Origin of the sequence: Solicola gregarius (genome assembly GCF_025790165.1) — a bacterium.
GTDB classification, from domain to species: Bacteria; Actinomycetota; Actinomycetes; order Propionibacteriales; family Nocardioidaceae; genus Solicola; species Solicola gregarius.
The window spans coordinates 1168754-1188137 of the sequence record NZ_CP094970.1 but is presented as its reverse complement, the minus strand read 5'-3'; the positions used below and the strand labels follow the sequence as shown (position 1 = coordinate 1188137).

At 69.9% G+C, this 19384-nt stretch carries 17 protein-coding genes and 1 pseudogene; 15 read left to right on the top strand and 3 right to left on the bottom strand.

Translation table 11 applies throughout. From position 1 onward, the window contains the following. The first annotated feature begins 121 nt into the window (after positions 1–121). The 4 genes from rsmI (at position 122) to L0C25_RS05890 (ending at position 4787) form a co-directional block, all read left to right on the top strand. Positions 122–973: a 16S rRNA (cytidine(1402)-2'-O)-methyltransferase gene (gene rsmI, locus L0C25_RS05905; RefSeq protein ID WP_271635507.1), complete on the top strand. Its 852-nt coding sequence runs from the start codon at positions 122–124 to the stop codon at positions 971–973. Positions 974–1062: 89 nt separating this feature from the next. Then, a complete protein-coding gene (gene metG / locus L0C25_RS05900; RefSeq protein ID WP_271635506.1) occupies positions 1063–2661 on the top strand; it encodes a methionine--tRNA ligase in 1599 nt (532 codons plus the stop codon). Continuing rightward, a complete protein-coding gene (locus tag L0C25_RS05895) occupies positions 2661–3512 on the top strand; it encodes a TatD family hydrolase (RefSeq protein WP_271635505.1) in 852 nt (283 codons plus the stop codon). The genes metG and L0C25_RS05895 overlap by 1 nt, the downstream gene beginning before the upstream one ends. Positions 3513–3659: 147 nt before the next feature. Beyond that, positions 3660–4787 (top strand): resuscitation-promoting factor, encoded by a 1128-nt coding sequence (locus L0C25_RS05890; protein WP_271635504.1) that lies wholly within the window; start codon positions 3660–3662, stop codon positions 4785–4787. Between the two features lie 95 nt (positions 4788–4882). Here L0C25_RS05890 and L0C25_RS05885 read toward each other — a convergent pair whose 3' ends face one another. Then, on the bottom strand, positions 4883–6664 hold the full coding sequence (locus tag L0C25_RS05885) for an MOSC domain-containing protein (protein WP_271635503.1): 1782 nt from the start codon (positions 6662–6664) through the stop codon (positions 4883–4885). Between the two features lie 244 nt (positions 6665–6908). Here L0C25_RS05885 and L0C25_RS05880 point away from each other — a divergent pair, with 244 nt between their 5' ends. From L0C25_RS05880 to rsmA, 9 genes are all read left to right on the top strand, one after another. Then, positions 6909–8495 (top strand): ABC transporter substrate-binding protein, encoded by a 1587-nt coding sequence (locus L0C25_RS05880; RefSeq protein WP_271635502.1) that lies wholly within the window; start codon positions 6909–6911, stop codon positions 8493–8495. Between the two features lie 5 nt (positions 8496–8500). Continuing rightward, positions 8501–9466 (top strand): ABC transporter permease, encoded by a 966-nt coding sequence (locus tag L0C25_RS05875; protein ID WP_271635501.1) that lies wholly within the window; start codon positions 8501–8503, stop codon positions 9464–9466. Next, positions 9463–10329 carry an ABC transporter permease gene (locus L0C25_RS05870; RefSeq protein WP_271635500.1) on the top strand — a complete coding sequence of 289 codons (867 nt, stop codon included), beginning with the start codon at positions 9463–9465 and terminating at the stop codon, positions 10327–10329. The genes L0C25_RS05875 and L0C25_RS05870 overlap by 4 nt, the downstream gene beginning before the upstream one ends. Continuing rightward, the gene (locus L0C25_RS05865) at positions 10326–11339 is read left to right on the top strand and encodes an ABC transporter ATP-binding protein (RefSeq protein WP_271635499.1); all 1014 of its coding nucleotides are present in this window, start codon (positions 10326–10328) and stop codon (positions 11337–11339) included. The genes L0C25_RS05870 and L0C25_RS05865 overlap by 4 nt, the downstream gene beginning before the upstream one ends. Next, positions 11336–12115, top strand: coding sequence for an ATP-binding cassette domain-containing protein (locus tag L0C25_RS05860; protein ID WP_271635498.1), 780 nt, complete (start codon positions 11336–11338; stop codon positions 12113–12115). The genes L0C25_RS05865 and L0C25_RS05860 overlap by 4 nt, the downstream gene beginning before the upstream one ends. Next, positions 12112–13128 (top strand): P1 family peptidase, encoded by a 1017-nt coding sequence (locus tag L0C25_RS05855; protein ID WP_271635497.1) that lies wholly within the window; start codon positions 12112–12114, stop codon positions 13126–13128. The genes L0C25_RS05860 and L0C25_RS05855 overlap by 4 nt, the downstream gene beginning before the upstream one ends. Continuing rightward, the gene (locus L0C25_RS05850) at positions 13125–14195 is read left to right on the top strand and encodes a C45 family autoproteolytic acyltransferase/hydolase (RefSeq protein ID WP_271635496.1); all 1071 of its coding nucleotides are present in this window, start codon (positions 13125–13127) and stop codon (positions 14193–14195) included. The genes L0C25_RS05855 and L0C25_RS05850 overlap by 4 nt, the downstream gene beginning before the upstream one ends. Positions 14196–14241: 46 nt before the next feature. After that, a complete protein-coding gene (locus tag L0C25_RS05845; protein ID WP_271635495.1) occupies positions 14242–15237 on the top strand; it encodes a LacI family DNA-binding transcriptional regulator in 996 nt (331 codons plus the stop codon). Positions 15238–15515: 278 nt separating this feature from the next. Beyond that, positions 15516–16403 carry a 16S rRNA (adenine(1518)-N(6)/adenine(1519)-N(6))-dimethyltransferase RsmA gene (gene rsmA / locus L0C25_RS05840; RefSeq protein ID WP_271635494.1) on the top strand — a complete coding sequence of 296 codons (888 nt, stop codon included), beginning with the start codon at positions 15516–15518 and terminating at the stop codon, positions 16401–16403. Between the two features lie 105 nt (positions 16404–16508). Here the strand turns inward: rsmA and L0C25_RS05835 are convergent, their stop codons facing one another. Continuing rightward, positions 16509–16712: a hypothetical protein gene (locus L0C25_RS05835; protein WP_271635493.1), complete on the bottom strand. Its 204-nt coding sequence runs from the start codon at positions 16710–16712 to the stop codon at positions 16509–16511. 23 nt (positions 16713–16735) lie between these two features. Here L0C25_RS05835 and L0C25_RS05830 point away from each other — a divergent pair, with 23 nt between their 5' ends. Together L0C25_RS05830 and L0C25_RS05825 are read left to right on the top strand one after the other, a co-directional pair. After that, a complete protein-coding gene (locus L0C25_RS05830; RefSeq protein ID WP_271635492.1) occupies positions 16736–17332 on the top strand; it encodes a GHMP family kinase ATP-binding protein in 597 nt (198 codons plus the stop codon). Beyond that, a pseudogene (locus tag L0C25_RS05825) lies at positions 17325–19072 on the top strand (ABC-F family ATP-binding cassette domain-containing protein). Before L0C25_RS05830 ends, L0C25_RS05825 begins: the two are co-directional and overlap by 8 nt. 8 nt (positions 19073–19080) lie before the next feature. On the opposite strand, the gene L0C25_RS05820 reads toward L0C25_RS05825, so the two are convergent. Then, positions 19081–19359 carry a YciI family protein gene (locus L0C25_RS05820; RefSeq protein WP_271635491.1) on the bottom strand — a complete coding sequence of 93 codons (279 nt, stop codon included), beginning with the start codon at positions 19357–19359 and terminating at the stop codon, positions 19081–19083. Positions 19360–19384: the final 25 nt, after the last annotated feature.

The window sequence follows — 19384 nt, the reverse complement described above, 5'->3', positions numbered from 1 at the left end:
ATGGTCGCGCTCACTCCTCGCCGCTCCGTGAGCGTGACGTTTGGGTGCGACACGCCCGCGTGTCGCCGCGCGTACGTCATGCCCACGGGGTCATGGCCGGCGCGGCTGCGAGGATGAACGCGTGCTCGTCCTCGCCGCCACTCCGATCGGTCGCCCCGACGACGCCTCACCGCGCTTGGCCGAGGCGCTGCGTACCGCCGACGTCGTGGCCGCCGAGGACACCCGCCGGCTCCGCCGCCTCGCATCCGACCTCGGCGTCGAGATCGGCGGACGGGTGGTGTCGTACTTCGAGGGCAACGAGTCGGCGCGTACGTCGGACCTGATCGAGGTCCTGCAGGCGGGCGAGACGGTCGTGGTGGTGACCGACGCGGGCATGCCGAGTGTTTCTGACCCCGGATACCGGCTGGTCGCCGCCGCGATCGAGGCAGGCGTGCCGGTGACCGCCGTGCCCGGACCCTCCGCCGTGCTCGCGGCGCTCGCCGTGTCGGGGCTGCCCGTCGACCGGTTCTGCTTCGAGGGGTTCGCGCCCCGCAAGCCGGGCGAGCGCGCGCGTACGTTCGCCGACCTCGCCGGTGAGCGCCGCACCATGGTGTTCTTCGAGTCGCCGCACCGTACCGGCGCCACCCTGCGGGCGATGGCCGACGCGTTCGGGCCCGCCCGCGGTGCCGCCGTCTGTCGCGAGCTGACCAAGACGTACGAGGAGGTACGCCGCGGCCCGCTCTCCGATCTGGTCGAGTGGGCGGAGCAGGGCGTACGCGGCGAGGTCACGATCGTGGTCGCGGGTGCGGCCGCACCGGCGGTACCCGCCATGGACGACCTGACCGCCATGGTCGCCGACCGCGAGGCGGCGGGCAGGTCGCGCCGGGACGCGATCGCGGAGGTCGCGGCCGAGACCGGCGTACGCAAGCGCGCGCTGTTCGACGCCGTGCACCGGGCCGCCGGTAGTCGCCGAAGTACGGATTCCCGCCAATAGGGCGACGCTGATTGGCCGGAAGCCGTACCTCGGCGCGACCGGCAAAACCTGGTACGAGCCGGCTTCGGGGGACACCTAGGATGGTCACCATGTCCGAGCACCCTTCCGAGCCGAAGTACGCCGACAAGGCGTTCTACGTCACCACGCCGATCTACTACGTGACGGCCGCGCCGTCGATCGGCAGTGCGTACACGACCGTCGCCGCCGACGTCATCGCGCGATGGCACCGTCAGCGCGGCGAGGCGGCCTGGTTCCTCACCGGCACCGACGAGCACGGGCAGAAGGTCATGCAGGCGGCGGAGCAGCACGACACCGATCCGCGCGAGTGGACGACGCGGCTCGTCGAGAGCGAGTGGAAGCCGGTCCTCGACGTCATCGACGCGAGCAACGACGACTTCATCCGCACTACCGACCACCGCCATACCGAGCGGGTGCAGGAGTTCTGGCAGCGGCTGTACGACGCCGGCGAGGTCTACCAGGGCGAGTACGAAGGCCCGTACTGCGTCGCGTGCGAGGAGTTCAAGCTCGACAGCGAGCTGATCGAGGGCGAGGACGGCGTCAAGCTGTGCCCGATCCACGAGCGCCCGGTCGACATCGTGTCGGAGTCCAACTACTTCTTCCCTCTTTCCAAGTACGCCGACCGGCTCCTCGAGCTGTACGACGCCAACCCGACCTTCGTACAGCCCGAGAGCGCCCGCAACGAGGTCATCTCGTTCGTCAAGCAGAACCTCACCGACCTGTCGATCTCGCGGTCGACGTTCGACTGGGGCATCCGGGTGCCCTGGGACGACAAGCAGGTCCTGTACGTGTGGATCGACGCCCTGCTCAACTACGTCACGGCGATCGGCTACGGCGACGACGACGGGCAGTTCGAGCGCACCTGGCCCGCCGACGTCCAGCTCGTCGGTCGCGACATCCTCCGCTTCCACGCGGTGATCTGGCCCGCGATGCTGATGGCGGCCGGGCTGCCGGTTCCCCGGCAGGTGTTCGCGCACGGCTGGCTGCTGGTCGGCGGACAGAAGATGAGCAAGTCGAAGGCGACGGCCATCCACCCGAGCGAGATCATCGACACGTTCGGCTCCGACGCGTACCGCTACTACTTCATGAAGACGATCGCGTTCGGCTCCGACGGGTCGTTCTCGTGGGAGCACATGAGCGCGGTGTACGAGTCCGAGCTCGCGAACGGGCTCGGCAACCTCGCCTCCCGCGTCACGTCGATGGTCGGACGCTACTTCGACGGCGTACTCCCCGGGCCGGGTGAGGCATCGCCCGCCGAGCGCGCGCTGGCCGATGCTCTCGGCGATGCGGCGAAGACCGCCGACGAGGCGATGGACCGGCTCGCGATCCACGAGTCGCTGCGCGCCGTCGAGGGGTTCGTCTCGGCGGTCAACCTGTACGTCACCGAGCAGGAGCCGTGGAAGGTCGCCAAGGACGACGCCGCCCGCGAGCGGCTCGGCACGATCCTCTACACGGCGGCCGAGTCGCTGCGGGCGCTCGCCGTCCTGTACGCCCCGGTCATGCCGAAGACCTCGCGCGCGTTGTGGGACTCCCTCGGCGCGGCCGAGCGCCTCGGTGGTCTGGAGGCTCAGGACGTACGCGACGCGGGCCGATGGGGCCAGCTCCCGCCGGGTGCGACGGTGACGAAGGGCGCGTCGCTGTTCCCGCGCGTCGAGCAGGCGGACGCCTGATGGCCGACGCACACAAGCGGCCGGCCGCGCCGGAGCCGCTTCCGTCCCCGGTCGTCGACAACCACTGTCATCTCGACATCGACGGCGGCGAGGCCGAGAGCCTGCCGGCGGCCGCCGCGCTCGAGGCGGCCGCCGCCGTCGGCGTCTCGCGCGTCGTGCAGATCGGCTGCGATCTGCACAGCGCCCGGTGGACACGCGAGATCCTCGACGAGTACGACCAGCTGATCGGCGGGGTCTCCCTGCACCCGAACGAGACGCCGCACCTGGTCGAGACCGGCAAGCTCGACGAGGCCCTCCACGAGATCGAGACGATCGCGACGTCGCACGAGCGCATCCGCGCGATCGGTGAGACGGGGCTCGACTACTACCGCACCGGTGAGCAGGGGCGGGCGGCGCAGCATGAGTCTTTCCGGGCGCATATCGACATGGCCAAGCGGCTCGACAAGACGCTCGTCATCCACGACCGCGACGCGCACGGCGACGTGCTCGACGTACTCGACGAGGTGGGTACGCCCGAGCGTACGGTCATGCACTGCTTCTCCGGAGACGCCGAGTTCGCCCGCGCGTACCTCGATCGTGGCTGCTGGCTGTCGTTCTCGGGAGTCGTGACGTTCAAGAACGCCCCGAACGTACGCGACGCGCTCCACGTCACGCCGATGGACCGCATCCTGGTCGAGACCGACGCGCCGTTCCTCACGCCTGCTCCGCACCGCGGCAAGCCGAACGCGTCGTACCTGCTACCGCACACCCTACGGATGATGGCCGACGCGCTCGACTGTGAGCTCGAGGAGCTCTGCCGGGCGACCGACGCGAACACCGAGGCGGCGTACGGCGGCACCTGGGGATCCTGAGCCGCCTGTGACGGATGTGGCGAATGAGCCGGATGAGTGTTCCACAACACGCCGCCCGGATTGGCGTTCGCGTGACCACTTCGTTATCGTCGGGGACTTGTTGGCTGGGAGCCGGGGGCTCTCGGGAAGTTCGACCCCTGGAGAACAGTGCGTAAGCGTCTGATCATCATCGGCGTCAATGTCGCAGTCGTCTTCGCTCTTGTCGGTGGCACCGTCGCGTTCATCGCGTTCAACAAGACGGTCACGCTGTCGGTTGACGGAGAGGACAAGAAGGTACGCACCTTCGGCGACACCGTCGGCGACGTCCTCGAGTCCGAAGACATCGACCTCGCCTCGCATGACGTCGTCGCGCCGAGCGAAGACACTCAGATCGACGACGGCGCAGAGATCTCGGTCAAGTACGGCCGACTGCTCAGCGTCGAGGTCGACGGCAAGGAGAGCGAGTATTGGGTCACGGCGACCACCGTCTCCGATGCCCTGGAGAACCTCGGCATCCGCGCCAAGGGCGCCGAGCTGACCGGGGCGAGCCGTAGCTCGACGATCCCGCGTGAGGGCCTGGACCTCGAGATCGAGCACCCCAAGACGATCCGGTTGGTCGCCGACGGCAAGACCCGGCGGCTCGACACCACCGAGAGCACGGTGGCCGACGTACTCGACGAGGCCAACGTCAAGCTCGGCAAGCACGACGAGGTCAAGCCCGCCGCTCGCAAGGCGCTCGACGACGGCGACCGGGTCGTCGTCACCAGGATCGCGATCAAGAAGCGCACCGTCACCGCCGACATCGACTACGACACGAAGGTCCGCAAGGACGACTCGATGTTCGAGGACGAGGAGGACGTCGTCCGCGAGGGCCAGACCGGCGCCCGGAAGGTGACGTACCGGCTGATCTTCGCCGACGGAGAGCTGCGCGACCGGATCCGCCTCGACAGCGACGTCACCGACAAGCCGGTCACTCAGATCGAGGTGCACGGCACCAAGGAGCGACCCGAGCCCGACACCGACGACGGTGACTCCGGCGGCGATACGCCGTACGGCGTATGGGACCAGCTCGCCGAGTGCGAGTCGGGCGGCAACTGGGCCGCGAACACCGGCAACGGCTACTACGGCGGCCTGCAGTTCAACCTGTCGACGTGGCAGGCGTACGGCGGCACCGGCTACCCCTACGAGCACAGCCGCGAGGAGCAGATCGCGGTCGCGACCAAGCTCCGGGACGCCAACGGCGGTACGTACGGCTCCTGGCCGGCCTGCGCGGCGGAGCTCGGCCTCCCCATGTAACAACGGTGAGGAGAGGATTCTGGCCCTGTGACGAGAGATTACGTGCCCTCAGCTGAGGGCACGTAATCTCTCGTCACAGGGCCAGAATCCTCTCCTCACCGTGCAAGGTCGATGGTGACGTCGCTGGTCGGGACGGCCGAGCACAGCAGCACGGTGCCGTCCGGCGCCGGCACGCTCGGATCGGTCACGTACGCCGTCGATCCCTCGGGTACGCGCAGCGCGCAGCTGCCACACACGCCGGCCCGGCAACCGGAGGGCATCGGCAGGCCGAGCGACTCGCCGACGTCGAGCAGGCTGCCGCGCTCCGCATCCCAGCTGCCGTAGGAGTCCGCGTCGTCGGAGGCGGCGAACCGCACCGAGAACGGCCCGGGCCGAGGGGGCGGCTTCGGCTCGGTACGCTCCGCCGTCGACGGCGAGAAGAAGACCTCGTGCCGGATGGACGCCGCATCCAGGCCGGCGCCGAGCAGCGCGTCTCGTACGTCGTCGTAGAACCCGGCCGGCCCGCAGACGTACGCCAGCGGCTCGGCCGAGAACTCGCGGACCACGCCCGCGATCGCATCGGGCCCGGGACGCCCGACCGTCGTGTCATAGCGGACGGCCGAACCTCGGGGTAGCCGGTCGAGTGCCGACTCGACCTCACGCCACAACCCGGCCGGTGGCTCGCCGCGATCGACATGCACGACCCGCACCTCGCGCTCGCTCGCGCCGAGGGAGCGCAGCATCGCGACCGTCGGCGTCAACCCGATGCCTGCGCTGACGAGCAGCACCGGTAGAGAGTCGTCGTCGAGCGTGACCTCGCCGAACGGGCCCGAGACGATCAGCGTCTCGTCCTCGGCCACGCCGTCGTGCAGCAGCGACGAGACGGCGCCGTCGCGCTTGACGCTGATGCGGTACGCGTCGCCCTCGACCGCCGAGATCGTGTAGCACCGCCACAGCGGTGAGCTCGGGTCGCCCTCCGGATGGATGCGCAGGTGCTGGCCGGGCAGGGCGTCTGCGGCGAACCCGAGGGGATCACGCAGCCAGAAGCTCGTCACCTCGTCGCTCTCGCGCACCGTCGCCGCGACGTACGCCCGCCGCGGCCAGCGCCGCTCCGCGGCAGCGGGTCGTACGCCCGTGGTCGACTCGACCGAGACCGGCGAGCCGACCTCGACCCGGCCGGCACCGACGACGCGTACGTATACGCCGCAGAACATGTGCCCGAGGCGGCCGGCGAGCAGCGCCGGAAGGTTCAGCTCGGTGTCGCCCGTACGCGGGTCGACGGTCGTTGCGCGACAGCGGTCGGTGGGTTGGATGACCTCGAGCAGCACGTCTCCGATGCGGATCCGCCGTCCGACCAGGCCGAGCTCGGCCCATGCGCCGAGCCCCGACACGTACAGGTTGGCGCGGAAACGCCTCGGGTCGAGATCGCGCCCGGCCCGCTCGGACAGCTCGTCGATCGTGTCGAGGTTGATCAGTGAAAGCGTGGCGTGGGGCCAGTCCCACAGTGCGACGCCGGGCATGGTGAGCCGCGGCGGTCGAAGCCGGCCGCCCGGCAGCATCTCCGCGACCCGGGCGCTCGCGGCGGCGAGGTCGCCTTCTCGGTACGACTCGGCGAGGCGTACCGAGATCGGCTCCGCATCCGGCGGCTCGAGCACCGCGGTGGGGCCGTCCGCCGTCTCGTCGACCCGCGCCGCGTACCGGATGAGCTGCGTGTCGCGGGCCAGGTGGTAGAACGTCTCGCGCGCCGCCCACCCGTCGGCCTCGGGCGCGCTGCCCGTCTCGATCGCGAGCGCGCGGTCGTACGCGAGACCGCGGGCGTCCTCGAGGCGCGCACCGTCGAGCGGCTGACCGCGTAGCCCCTTGACCGGATAACGCACGATGCGTTCGAGCCTCGACACGACACCTCCCGACGCCGGAACGGTCCGGCGTCCCAGGAAGGTAGCCGGTCGATGCTGCGGGCGTCAACGCTGCGGCCCCATGATCTCAGGCCACGCGAGTTTTCGCGACGCCGTTGACGTGGCCTGGATCACCCGCTACGTTTGCCGCCATGCCGGAACGGTCCGGCATCGGTGTCGATCCGGGGACTTATCGAAGGGCCCACCCATGAACCGAACCCAACGACGTATTGCGGGGATCGTGGCCATGACGGTCGCCGCGTGCCTGTCGCTCGCCGCCTGTGGCGGGGGAGCGAGCAGCGACGACGCAACGCGCGAGGAGGCCGACGGCTACCTCGCCGTTGCCGACGACTCGGCCACCGGCGCCGGAGACGTGAGCATCCAGCTCGACTACGACTCGGTCGAGGCCGGCGGGCTCGACCCGCAGACCGCCACCACGGCTCGGTCGTGGTCGCTGATGTCCCTGACGTACGACACGCTGGTGGAGATCGGCCCCGACTTCGAGTTCGATCCCGGCCTCGCCACGAAGTGGGAGACGCCCAATCCCACCACGTACGTCTTCACGCTGCGCGACGGCGTGAAGTTCTCCAACGGCCGGCCGATGACCGCCGACGACGTCGTCGACAGCCTGGAGCGACTCATCTCGGGTCAGGGCGTCTGGGCCATCCAGCTCGACAGCGTCAAGTCGGTCAAGGCGACCGGCGACAACGAGGTCACCGTCAGCCTGAAGCGTCCGCAGACGGCCTTCCTCGCAACGCTCGCGAACACCCCGGCCGCGATCCTCCCGATGAAGGAGATCAAGGCGGGCAGCATCGACCCCGCCAAGGAGATGGTGGGCACCGGGCCGTTCGTGGTCGAGAACCACCGCCAGGACGTGTCGTGGTCCTTCGCCCGCAACGAGCACTACTGGGACGCCGACAACCTCAAGATCGACTCGCTCGACGTCGAGATCGTCGGACAGGAGTCGACCAGGCTGGCCGCGATCCGCGACGGCAGCGCCGACTTCGCGTTCTTCAACAACGTCGACTCGCTCGACCTCCTCACGGGTACGAACAACGCGCGGGCCGTCAACCAGCAGAACACCGACTTCTACACGCTGTTCGTGAACTCCCAGCAGAAGGGCTCGGCGCTCGCGAACCCGGACGTACGGTTCGCGCTCAACACAGCACTCGACCGCCAGGAGCTCGCCGACGTCGCACTCGCCGGCCATGCGCTGCCGACCGGCGTCAGCCCGACCACACTCCCCGATGCCTGCAAGGTCGAGGACCTGCCGTCGGAGACCGCGTCGGCCGATGACACCGAGAAGGTGCTCGAGGACGCCGGCGTCGACGACCTCAACCTGATGATCTACTCGTCGGAGCCGGCGCTCGGTCAGCTCGCCCAGGTAATCCAGCAGCAGCTCGAGGCGGTGGGCGTCACCGTGACCATCGACAAGGTCGACGACGGCACGTACGACTCGCGCGCCTTCGCCAAGCAGCCGGCCGACTTCGACCTGGCGCTCTACTGGTTCGCCGGGTACGGCGACGCGTCGATGGTCTCCAAGTGGTGGAACCCCGAGGTCGTACCCGCACACGCAGGGTTCATGGGGGCCGATCCGAAGCTGAACTCGCTGATCGAGAAGGCCGGCTCGACGGCAGCGGGTAAGGAGCGCGCCGCCACGATCACCGACCTGTGTGCTCGGGTCGACCAGAACTCCGAGATCGTGCCGCTCGTGACGCGCCCGTCCGTGCTCGGCTACCGGACCGACACGCTGAGCCCGACGCTGTACAGCAACGAGGGGTACGGCAACGTCCTGCGCAACATCGTCGACTGGCGCGTACCGGCGGGGGAGTAGCGGCCGTGCAGACGACTCGCTGGCTGGTCATGCGTTCGCTGAACGCCGTGCTCACGATGCTCGGCGTCTCGGCCCTGGTGTTCCTCGCCGTACGCCAGATGCCCGGCAGTTACGCCGATATCGTCCTGGGGCCGCTGTCGTCGCCGGCGGAGAAGGCGGAGTTCGCGTCCGAGTACGGCCTCGACAGCTCGATCATCGAGCAGTACGTGCGTTGGCTGTTCGAGGCGGTGCAAGGCAACCTCGGCACGTCCCTGGTCAGCCAGCTGCCCGTCTCGGAGGAGTTCGGGCTCCGCCTGCCGGTGACGATCTCGCTCGCGGTCATGGCGTTGGTCCTGACGATCGCGATCGGGCTGCCGCTCGGCGTCTACTCGGCGACGCGCGGCGGCAGCGGCGGCGGGGCAGTCGGCAGGTTGGTCAGCGGGATCGGCATCAGCCTGCCGGAGTTCGTCCTCGGCAGCCTGGTCGTGTTCCTGTTCTCGCGCTACTCCCTCGGGCTCACGATCGGCGACTTCACACCGATCAGCGACGGCGTCGGCGCGTCGGTCCGGTCGTTGATCCTGCCGGCCGGCGTGCTCGCGGTCTTCTGTATCGCCGCGACCGCGCGTACGACGCGCGATGCGGTGCTCGGCGTACTCGTCGAGCCGCACATCGGCGCGGCGGTCGCGCGTGGGGAGTCCAAGGCGTTCATCCTGCGCCACCACGTGTTGCGCAACGCGGCGATCCCGGTGCTCACCCTGACCGCGACGATCACGGCGTACCTGCTCGGTGGCGCGATCGTCATCGAGGCCGTCTTCGACATCCCGGGACTCGGGTCGTACCTCGTCGCGGCGCTCGACCGGCGTGACTACGCCGTCATCCAAGCGGGCGTACTCGTCGCGACGGTCGTCTTCGTGGCGACCAGTCTGCTGGTCGACCTGCTGTCGGGGCTGATCGATCCACGGGTGAGCGCGACGAAGGGCGGTCGCTCATGAGCAGTGCCACGCAGGCGTCCGTACGTCCGCGGCGACGGCTGATCGGCTCGCTCGACTGGCTGTCGCGGGCATCCGTCGTGGTGCTGGTCGTGTTGATCGTGGCGACCGTCGCGGCGCGCTGGTTCGGCCTCGGCGGCGATCCGACCGAGACCGTCGGGCCGCGGCTCACGCCACCGGGGTCGGGATACCCGCTGGGCACCGACAGCCTCGGCCGGTCGCTGCTCCCGCGCCTGCTCGAGGGCATCGGTACGACCTTGCTGCTGTCGTCGATCGCAGTAGTGGTCACGGCCGTCGTCAGCACGGCGATGGGCATCCTCGCCGGCTACCACGGCGGGCGTACGAACGAGGCGCTGATGCGACTCGTCGACGTGCTGTACTCGTTCCCGACGATCGTGCTGGCCATCCTCGTCGCCGCGATGCTCGGTCCCGGGCGACCGGCGGCGATGGCCAGCATCGTGCTCGTGACCGTGCCGTTGATGACCCGGATGGTGAGCGCGTCGGCGAGGTCGGTCGCCCAACGTTACTTCGTGACCGCCGCAGTGATCAGCGGCGTACCGACGTACCGCATCCTGCTACGGCACATCCTGCGCAACGTCTCCGGCACGATCGCGGTGCAGGGCACGTACGCCCTGTCGGTCGGGATTCTGGTCGAAGGCGTGCTCAGCTTCCTCGGGTACGGCGTGCAGCTGCCCGGGGCGTCGCTCGGCCTGCTGATCCAGGAGGGCAATTTGTACATGGTGACGGCGCCGTGGCTGATCGTCACGCCAGGTGTCGTACTCGTCGTGGCGATCCTCGCGATCAACCTGATCGGCGACGGACTACGCGACCGGTTCGAGCCGCGGGAAGTGAGGTCGTTGGTATGAGTGAGCGCGACAATCGAGACAGCCCGGTCCTGGCGATCGAGGACGTCACCGTCGACTACCGCACGCCCGATCGCGAGGTACGCGCGCTCGACGGCGCGAGCCTGTCGGTCGCGGCGGGCGACACGGTAGGAGTCGTGGGCGAGAGCGGGTCCGGTAAGTCCACACTGGGTCTGCTGGTCGGCCGGCTGCTGCCGCCACGCGGCCAACGCACCTCCGGGCGCGTGGTCGTCGACGGCGAGCAGGTGCTCGACCTGCCCGATCGCGACATCGCGCGGGTACGCCGCGAGAAGCTCGGGTTCATCCCGCAGGACCCCGTCGGCTCGCTCAACCCGACGCTGCGCGTGGGTCGACAGCTTCGGCTGGCGTTGCCCGGCCGGTCGGCGTCGAAGCAGGAGCTCGTCGACCAGCTCGAGCGGGTGCAGATCGACGATCCTCAGCGCGTACTCCGCCTCTACCCGCACGAGGTTTCGGGCGGGATGGCACAGCGCATTGCGATTGCGATGGCGATGGCGCGTCAGCCCCGCATCCTCGTCGCCGACGAGCCGACGGCGGCGCTCGACAGCCAGGTACGCGAGGAGGTGCTGCGGCTCGTGTTCGGCCTCGCCAACGAGGCGGGTACGACGGTGCTGTGGCTCAGCCACGACCTGAACGCGGTGTCGCGGTGGTGTCGGCGGATCGCGGTGATGTACGGCGGGCGGGTCGTCGAGGACGGCCTCGTCGGTGACGTGCTCGAGCGGCCCGAACACCGTTACACCGCAGCGCTCGCAGCTTCGGACCCCGCCCGAGTGGCGGCGGGTGAGCGCCTCGCTCCCATCGGCGGTAGCCCGGCGACGCGCACACCCGCGTCGGTCGGGTGCGCGTTCGCGCCGCGGTGCGCGTACGCGACGGCGGCATGCGGTGATGTGACGCCGCCGACCGTCGAGATCGGTGGCCGGACGGTCCTGTGTCATCATCCGGCCTCGAGCGACGGTGAGCGGGATCTCGTCGGCGCGGGGGAGGTGCAGTCATGAGCGGCGACGCGAAGGCACGGGGTGCGGACGCAGTGCTCGAGCTCGACTCGGTCACCAAGACGTTCACCAGCGGATGGGGCCGCGGTCGTACGGTGCTGACGGCGATGAACGAGCTCAGCTTCTCCATCGGCATCGGCGAGACGCTAGGCCTGGTTGGAGAGTCGGGATCGGGAAAGTCGACGACCGGCCTCGTCGCGCTCGGGCTCGTGAAGCCGTCGTCCGGCTCCGTACGCTTCGACGGTGAGGAGTACGCCAAGGCCCGTAACCGGGCGGGCAAGATCCAGGCGGTACTCCAGAATCCGCACTGGTCGCTCAACCCGCGGATGTACGCCGGTGACTCGATCGCGGAGCCGCTGGCAACCGTCCAGCGCAACGGACTGCACGACCATCGCGACGCCGTGATCGAGATGCTCGACCAGGTCGGCCTGGACGATACGTTCGCCGACCGCTATCCGCACGAGCTGTCCGGTGGGCAGCGGCAGCGGGTGGCGATCGCCCGGGCGCTCATCACGCACCCGCGGTTCATCGTCTTCGACGAGGCCGTGAGCGCGCTCGACGTCTCGGTACAGGCGCAGATCCTCAACCTGATAAGCGATCTACAGACAGAGCACCAGTTCGGTGCGCTGTTCATCTCGCACGACCTGGCCGCGGTGCGATACATCGCGCACCGGGTCGCGGTCATGCGAGCGGGGTCGATCGTCGAGCTCGCCGACACCCGGCGGTTCTACGAGACACCTGAGCACGAATACTCCCGACAACTCCTGGAGGCACTATGACAACCCCGGCGCCCGATCCACGGTTGGTGCCGACGCCGACGTTCGGTGTCTCGAAGGGCAACGCAGACTACGATCTGACGCCTTCGCCGAGCCCGGGTCGCGGCGCGGTCGAGTTCGACTTCCCCGGCGTCGAGGTGGGCACGGCCGAGTACACCGAAGGGCCGACCGGCGCAACGGTCGTGCACGTGCCCGCGGGCGCGCGTACGTCGATCGACGACCGAGGCGGCGCGATCGGCATCGTCGGACGATACGAGTACAACCACGCGATCTGCCTCGCCGGCGGATCGGTCTACGGGTTGGGCGCGGCAGCGGGCGTCTCGGCCGAGTTGCTCGGACGCGAGCAGAACCAGGTCGACTGGCAGCACCTACGGACGGTCTCCGGCGCGATCATCTACGACTTCTCCGCACGTGACAACGCGATCTCGCCCGACGCCGCGCTCGGGCGGGCGGCGCTGGAGTGGGCGAGGCCGGGCGAGTTCCCTGTCGGGCGCTGCGGGGCGGGCATCGCCGCGTCTGCCGGCAAGGTCGACTACGGGCGGGCGGAGTTCACCGGGCAGGGCGCCGCGTTCCGACAGGTCGGCCGCGCCAAGGTCCTCGTCGCCACTGTGACGAACCCGGTCGGCGTGATCGTCGACCGTGACGGCCGCGTGGTGCGCGGCAACTACGATCCGGACACCGGGCAGCGCTCACACCCCGTGGCCGACTTCGCCGCGGCGTTCGACGCAGAGGAGTCGCCGCGCATACAGCGCGGCAACACCACGTTGACCGTCGTCGTCACCAACGTAGCGATGGCCGACCGTGAGCTGTCGCAGTTCGGCAAGCAGGTGCATTCCTCGATGCACCGTGCGATCCAGCCGTTCCACTCCAGTCTCGACGGCGACACCCTCTTCGCCCTGACGACCGACGAGGTCGACGTCGCGAGTGCGACCGGCGAGGCCGAGCTGAGCTGCGTCGGTCTCGGCGCCATCGCGTCCGAGGTCGCCTGGGATGCCGTTCTGAGCAGCGTCGCATGACGATCCAGCGATTCGTCACGGCCGAGCGTGACCCGCGTACGCGGGGCGAGGAGATCGCCCGGCTGGGCGCCGAGCACGTACGAGCGAACCTCGACGGGTACGTACGCCTGTTCCGTGCGGTCGGTGTCGAAGACGTACGCCTTCGCGAGTTCGGTACGCAGGCGGCCGATGCGCTTGCGGCCTGGCGGCCCGACCTGCATGCGGAGATGTGCGGAGTCGCGGCGGGCACCGGGCTGACCGAGTGGGAGCTCGGCCTGCTGAACGCGCGTACCGAGGTGCTGGCCGCCGTCGGCGCGGTCGGGGAGGGCGAGTGCTCGACCTCCGTCTATCTGCCGGACGACGGTGCACCTCGCGGGGTCCAGACCTGGGACTGGCACGACGAGCTCGACGCCGACCGGTTGCTCGCGCGGTACGTCTCCGACCGTGGCCTCGAGGTGCGCTACTTCACCGAGTTCGGCATGCTCGGCAAGATCGGCATCAACGATGCGGGGCTCGGCCTCCACTTCAACATCCTCAACCACAGCAGCGATTCCGATCCGATCGGCGTGCCCGTGCATGCTGTCGCGCGTAGCATCCTCGACTCCGCGACGACCATCGCGGAGGCCGTCGAGATCGCGGACTCGGCGTCGGTCTCCGCGTCGACAGTGCTGACCGTGCTGACGTACGACGGTGATCGCGGCGACGCGGCCTGCATCGAGCTTTGCCCGGCGGGGCACGCGGTTGTCGGGCCCGAGGACGGCCTGCTCGTACACACGAACCACTTCGTCGACCCCGAGCTCGCCCGTGGGGAGCTGGCTCCTGCGACGGCGAGCACGTACCGGCGCTACAAGCACGTACGCTCGCTGCGGGAGCAGGTCGCCGACCCCGATCCGAGGCGCCGCGCCGAGGCCCTGGCCGTGCACGAGGTCGACGGCGCTCCGGTCTGCTGCCATCCCGATCCGGAGATGACGTTCGACCAACGCTGGGAGAGCCTGCTGACGACCGCCCTCGACCTCGAGCACAACCGGATGTGGTTCCACGACGGCCGCCCGTGCGGCGTACGTCCGGAAACCTGGCATGCGTTCTGAGAACGGCCGGCAGACCGAGTCCCGGACTGGCACTAGGGTGGCAGCCATGAACGACGAGTCGTCGGTGACCATCGTCGACGTCGCCCGGCTCGCAGGGGTTTCGAAGACGACCGCGTCCGACGCCCTACGCGGCCGCGGCCGGGTGTCGCCGGCGACGAAGGTGGCGGTCGACCGGGCGGCGGACCGGCTCGGGTACACGCCGAACCGCTCGGCCCGGTCGCTTCGTACGGCGACGACGGAGACGATCGGACTGCACATCCCCGAGTTCCTGATCCGCTCGGAGTACTACATGTCGTTCGTGTTCGGCGTTGTGGGCGAGGCCGGTGCCAGCGGGTACGACGTCACGATGATCACCTCGGGACACCCGCCTCGGGGCGGTCACATGCCGCACGTCGACGGGCTCGTACTGTGCGATCCGGTCGCCGGCGAGCCGATGATGGAGGCGCTGATCCACACCAGCCTGCCGGTCGTCACCTGCGAGCCCTTCCCCGGCGATGCGCCGACGGCGGGCACGGTGCGCTCCGACCACGGCTCGCGAGCCCTCGAGCTGCTGGACCATCTCGCCGCGTCCGGTGCGCGCCGACCCGCGCTGTTCGGCTCCACGACTCCGTCGGAGTGGAAGGCGACCATGCAGCGTACGTACGACGACTGGTGCCTCGAGCACGATGTCGACGGCGTCAGCCGCGAGGTGCCGTTCGCGTCGACGCTCGACGTGCTGCGCGAGACCGTCGCCGCGATGCTGCGCGACGAGCCGTCGATCGATGCGCTGGTGTGTGCTGCAGACGGCGTCGCGGTCGCCGTACAGCCGGCGATCGAGGCGGCCGGTCACGAGATCGGTCGCGACTTCCTGCTCGGGTCGTGCGTCGACAGCACCGCGATGCGTTCGGCGGACCCGCCGATCACCGCGATCGACACCAAGCCGCGCGAGTCGGGCGCGGCATGTGCCCGGCTGCTGTTCGACGTACTCGCCGGCGATGCCGACGACGGCGCCGAGCGCTACGTACCCATCGAGCTGCACACCCGCCCCTCCACGTCACGCTGAGGAGAGGATCCCGGCCCCGTGAGGAGAGGATCCCGGCCCCGTGAGGAGAGGATCCCCGCCCGCCGTGGAGAGGATCCCGGCCCCGTGAGGAGAGGATCCCCGCCCGCCGTGGAGAGGATCCCGGCCCCGTGAGGAGAGGATCCCCGCCCGCCGAGGAGAGGATCCCGCCCCCGGGGCGGCCAGAAGTCTCTCGCGAGGGGGCCGCAACTCTCTCGTGAGGGGGGCCACAACTCTCTCCTCACCGGGCCGGGATCCTCTCCTCAGCGTAGGGTGCACGGGTGCCTGAGCAGCCCGACGAGCATGCGCCGGCCGAGCGGCACGTACGCCTGCTCGGTGCGACCGACGTACGCCGGCTCGCGGACGAGCTCGACGTACGCCCGACCAAGCAGCGCGGACAGAACTTCGTCGTCGACGCCAACACCGTCCGGCGCATCGTCCGCACCGCCGGTCTACGCGCCGACGACACCGTCGTCGAGGTCGGCCCGGGCCTCGGTTCGCTCACCCTCGCGCTCCTGGAGGCCGTCGAGCGGGTCGTCGCGGTCGAGATCGACGACGTCCTCGCGTCCGCGCTGGCCGCGACGGTCGCCGAGTACGCTCCGGACGACCAGGACCGGCTCGACGTCGTGCAAGGCGACGCCATGCGCGTGACCGAGCTGCCGGCAGAGCCGACCGCGCTGGTGGCGAACCTCCCGTACAACGTCTCCGTCCCGGTGCTGCTGCACCTGCTCGGCGCGTTCCCCTCACTACGCTGCGGTCTCGTCATGGTGCAGTCCGAGGTTGCCGCGCGGCTGAGTGCCCGACCCGGATCGAAGGTGTATGGGGTGCCCAGCGTCAAGGCGGCGTGGTACGCCGACGTACGCTCCGCGGGCAACGTGTCGAGATCGGTGTTCTGGCCGGTCCCCAACGTCGACTCCGGCCTCGTCGCGTTCGAGCGCCGAGAGTCGCCGAAGGGAGCGCGTCGCGAGCAGGTCTTCGCGGTCGTCGACGCGGGCTTCGCCCAGCGTCGCAAGACCCTCCGGGCGGCACTCGCGGGCCTCGCGGGCTCTCCTGCGGCCGCCGAGACAGCCCTGCGCGCAGCGGACGTATCCCCGCAGTCGCGGGCCGAGGCGCTCGATGTCGAACAGTTCACAGCCGTTGCCCGGGCGCTGACTTTGAACATGGCCTAGGTTGGTCAGCGTGAGGTCATCGACGGCGCGGGTGCCCGCCAAAATCAACCTGTCGTTGGGCGTCGGCAGCGTACGCCCCGACGGGTATCACCCGTTGGCGACGGTCTACCAGGCGGTCGGACTCTGCGACGAGGTTCGCGCGAGTGAGGCGGCCGACGACTCGGTGACCGTGCGCGTACACGCCGACGCCGACCAGGGCGAGGAGCTCACCGACGTACCCGTCGGCATCGAGAACATCGCCGTACGCGCGGCGTTGCTGCTGCGGGAGTCGGCGGGGATCGACGACGGCGTGGCGCTGTCGATCCGCAAGGCGATTCCGGTCTCCGGGGGGGATGGCGGGCGGTTCGGCCGACGCGGCCGGCGCACTGGTCGCCTGCGACGACCTCTGGGGCCTGCGTACGCCCAAGATCGAGCTCGAACGCATCGCCAGGCAGCTCGGCAGCGACGTGCCGTTCTGCCTCGCCGGCGGCAACGCGATCGGCAGTGGCCACGGCGAGGTGATCAGCCCGGTGTTGGCGCGCGGCTCGTACCAATGGGTGTTCGCGCTGGCGCACGAGGGCATGTCGACGGCGAAGGTGTACGCCGAGTTCGACCGGCTCAGCGACGGCTCCGAGGTTCCCGAGCCCGAGGTCGACGACGCCCTGATGGCGGCGCTGCGCGCGGGCGACGCGGACGGGCTCGGTGCGGCGTTGTCCAACGACCTGCAGGATGCCGCGATCTTCCTTCGCCCCGAGCTCGCCGAGACGCTCGCGATCGGCGAGGAGTGCGGTGCCCTCGGCGCACAGCTGTCCGGCTCGGGTCCCACGGCGATGTTCCTCGCCCGCGACGAGCAGCACGCGATGGACATCGCGGTCGCGCTCGCGAGCGCGCAGGTCGCCGCCGACGTCGTGCAGGCGGCCGGACCGGTGGTGGGCGCCCGCCTTGTCTAATCTCGTCAACCTGGAGCGCGTCGACAAGGCGTACGGCATCCAGGCGCTGTTGCACGAGGTCAGCCTCGGCATCGCCGCTGGCGACCGCATCGGTGTCGTCGGCCGCAACGGCAGCGGCAAGACCACCCTGCTCCGTGTCCTCGCGCGGCGCGAACCCCCGACTCCGGGCGCGTCTCGCATGCCGGCGACCTCGTGATCGGCTATCTCGCGCAGCACGACGAGTTCGACGACTCGCACTCGGTACGCGAGGCGGTGCTGGGCGGACGTGCCGACCACGAGTGGGCGGCCGACCGTACGACCCGCGAGGTCGTCGAGGTACTGCTCGCCGGACTCCCCCTCGACCGCGCGATCACCGGGCTCTCCGGCGGCGAACGGCGCCGGGCGTCGCTCGCCCGGCTGCTCCTCGAGCCGACCGACCTGCTGCTCCTCGACGAGCCGACCAACCACCTCGACATCGACGCGATCGCCTGGTTGGCGGCCCACCTCGCGGCGCGCCGCGGTGCCCTCGTCGTCGTCACCCACGACCGCTGGTTCCTCGACGAGGTCTGCACGGGCACCTGGGAGGTCCACGGCGGCTCCGTCGCAGCGTACGAGGGCGGGTACGCCGCGTACGTGCTCGCGAAGGCCGAGCGCCAGCGACAGGCCGGCGCCCGCGAGCAGCGGCGGCGCAACCTGATGCGCAAGGAGCTCGCCTGGCTGCGGCGGGGCCCGCCTGCGCGGTCGTCGAAGCCGCGGTTCCGCATCGACGCGGCAAACAGCCTGATCGAGGACGAGCCGCCGCCGCGCAACCGGCTGGAGCTCGAGCGGTTCGCGACGGCGCGCCTCGGCAAGGACGTCGTCGACCTCGAGCATGTCGACCTCACGCTCGGCAGCCGTACGCTGCTCGACGACGTGACGTGGCGCCTCGGTCCCGGCGAGAGGGTCGGCCTGGTCGGCCCGAACGGCATCGGCAAGAGCAGCGTCCTGCGGCTGATCAGTGGTGATCTTCAACCGGACGCCGGTCGCGTCAAGCGGGGCCGCACGGTCGACGTCCGGTACCTGTCGCAGACCCTCGGCGAGCTGGAGCCGGGCGTACGCGTGCTCGACTCCGTGCGCGGCAACGAGCTGACGGCGTCGAAGCTGCTCGAGTCGTTCGGGTTCACCGGCGATCTGCTCACGTCGCGCATCGGCGACCTGTCGGGCGGCGAGCGACGCCGGCTGCAGCTGCTGCGGCTGCTGCTGGAGGAGCCGAACGTCCTCCTGCTCGACGAGCCGACCAACGACCTCGACATCGAGACGCTGAACGTGCTCGAGGACTACCTCGACGACTGGCCCGGCACGCTCATCGTCGTGTCACACGACCGGTACTTCCTCGATCGCGTCACCGACGTCGTCTACGCGGTACGTGCCGGCGGGCGGATCGAGATGCTCGTACAGGGCATCTCGGGTTATCACGCCGAGCAGCGGTTCCTCGGCGGCGTGCATGCGGTCGAGGCCGCAGAGCCGGCGCCCGCGGCCGACGAAGCACCGAGCGGTCCGTCGGCCGCGGAGGTACGCGAAGCGCGCAAGGCGATGGGTCGGATCGACCGTCGGCTGACGCGGCTCGCGTCTCGGTCCGAGGAGCTGCACGAGCAGATGATCGAGTCCGCGACCCAGTACGAGTGCCTGGCGCAGCTGCAGGAAGACCTCGCCCGCGTACAGGCCGAGCGCGAGGCGCTCGAGGAGGAGTGGCTCGAGGCGGCCGAGACCGCCGGCGAGTGAGAGCCGAGCTACTGCGCGAGGCTCCCGACGGTGATCGTCCACTCCCGTAGCTCGCGGTCCTTGGTGACGTCGAGCTTCGTGTACGGGTCGCGCTCGACGAGTTGCTGCGCGGCGGCCTCGTCCTCGGCACTGAGAATGATGATGCCGCCCGTGCGGTCGGCGAGGGGCCCGGCGAGCACGAGTGCGCCTTCGCTGTGCAACGCGTCGAGGTGGGCGAGGTGGTCGTCGCGACGCTCGGCGCGCAGCGGGGTGTCGTTGTAGGCGTACGTCAGGACGAAATGTGCCATGTCGGTCTCCTTGGTCGGTGGGTGA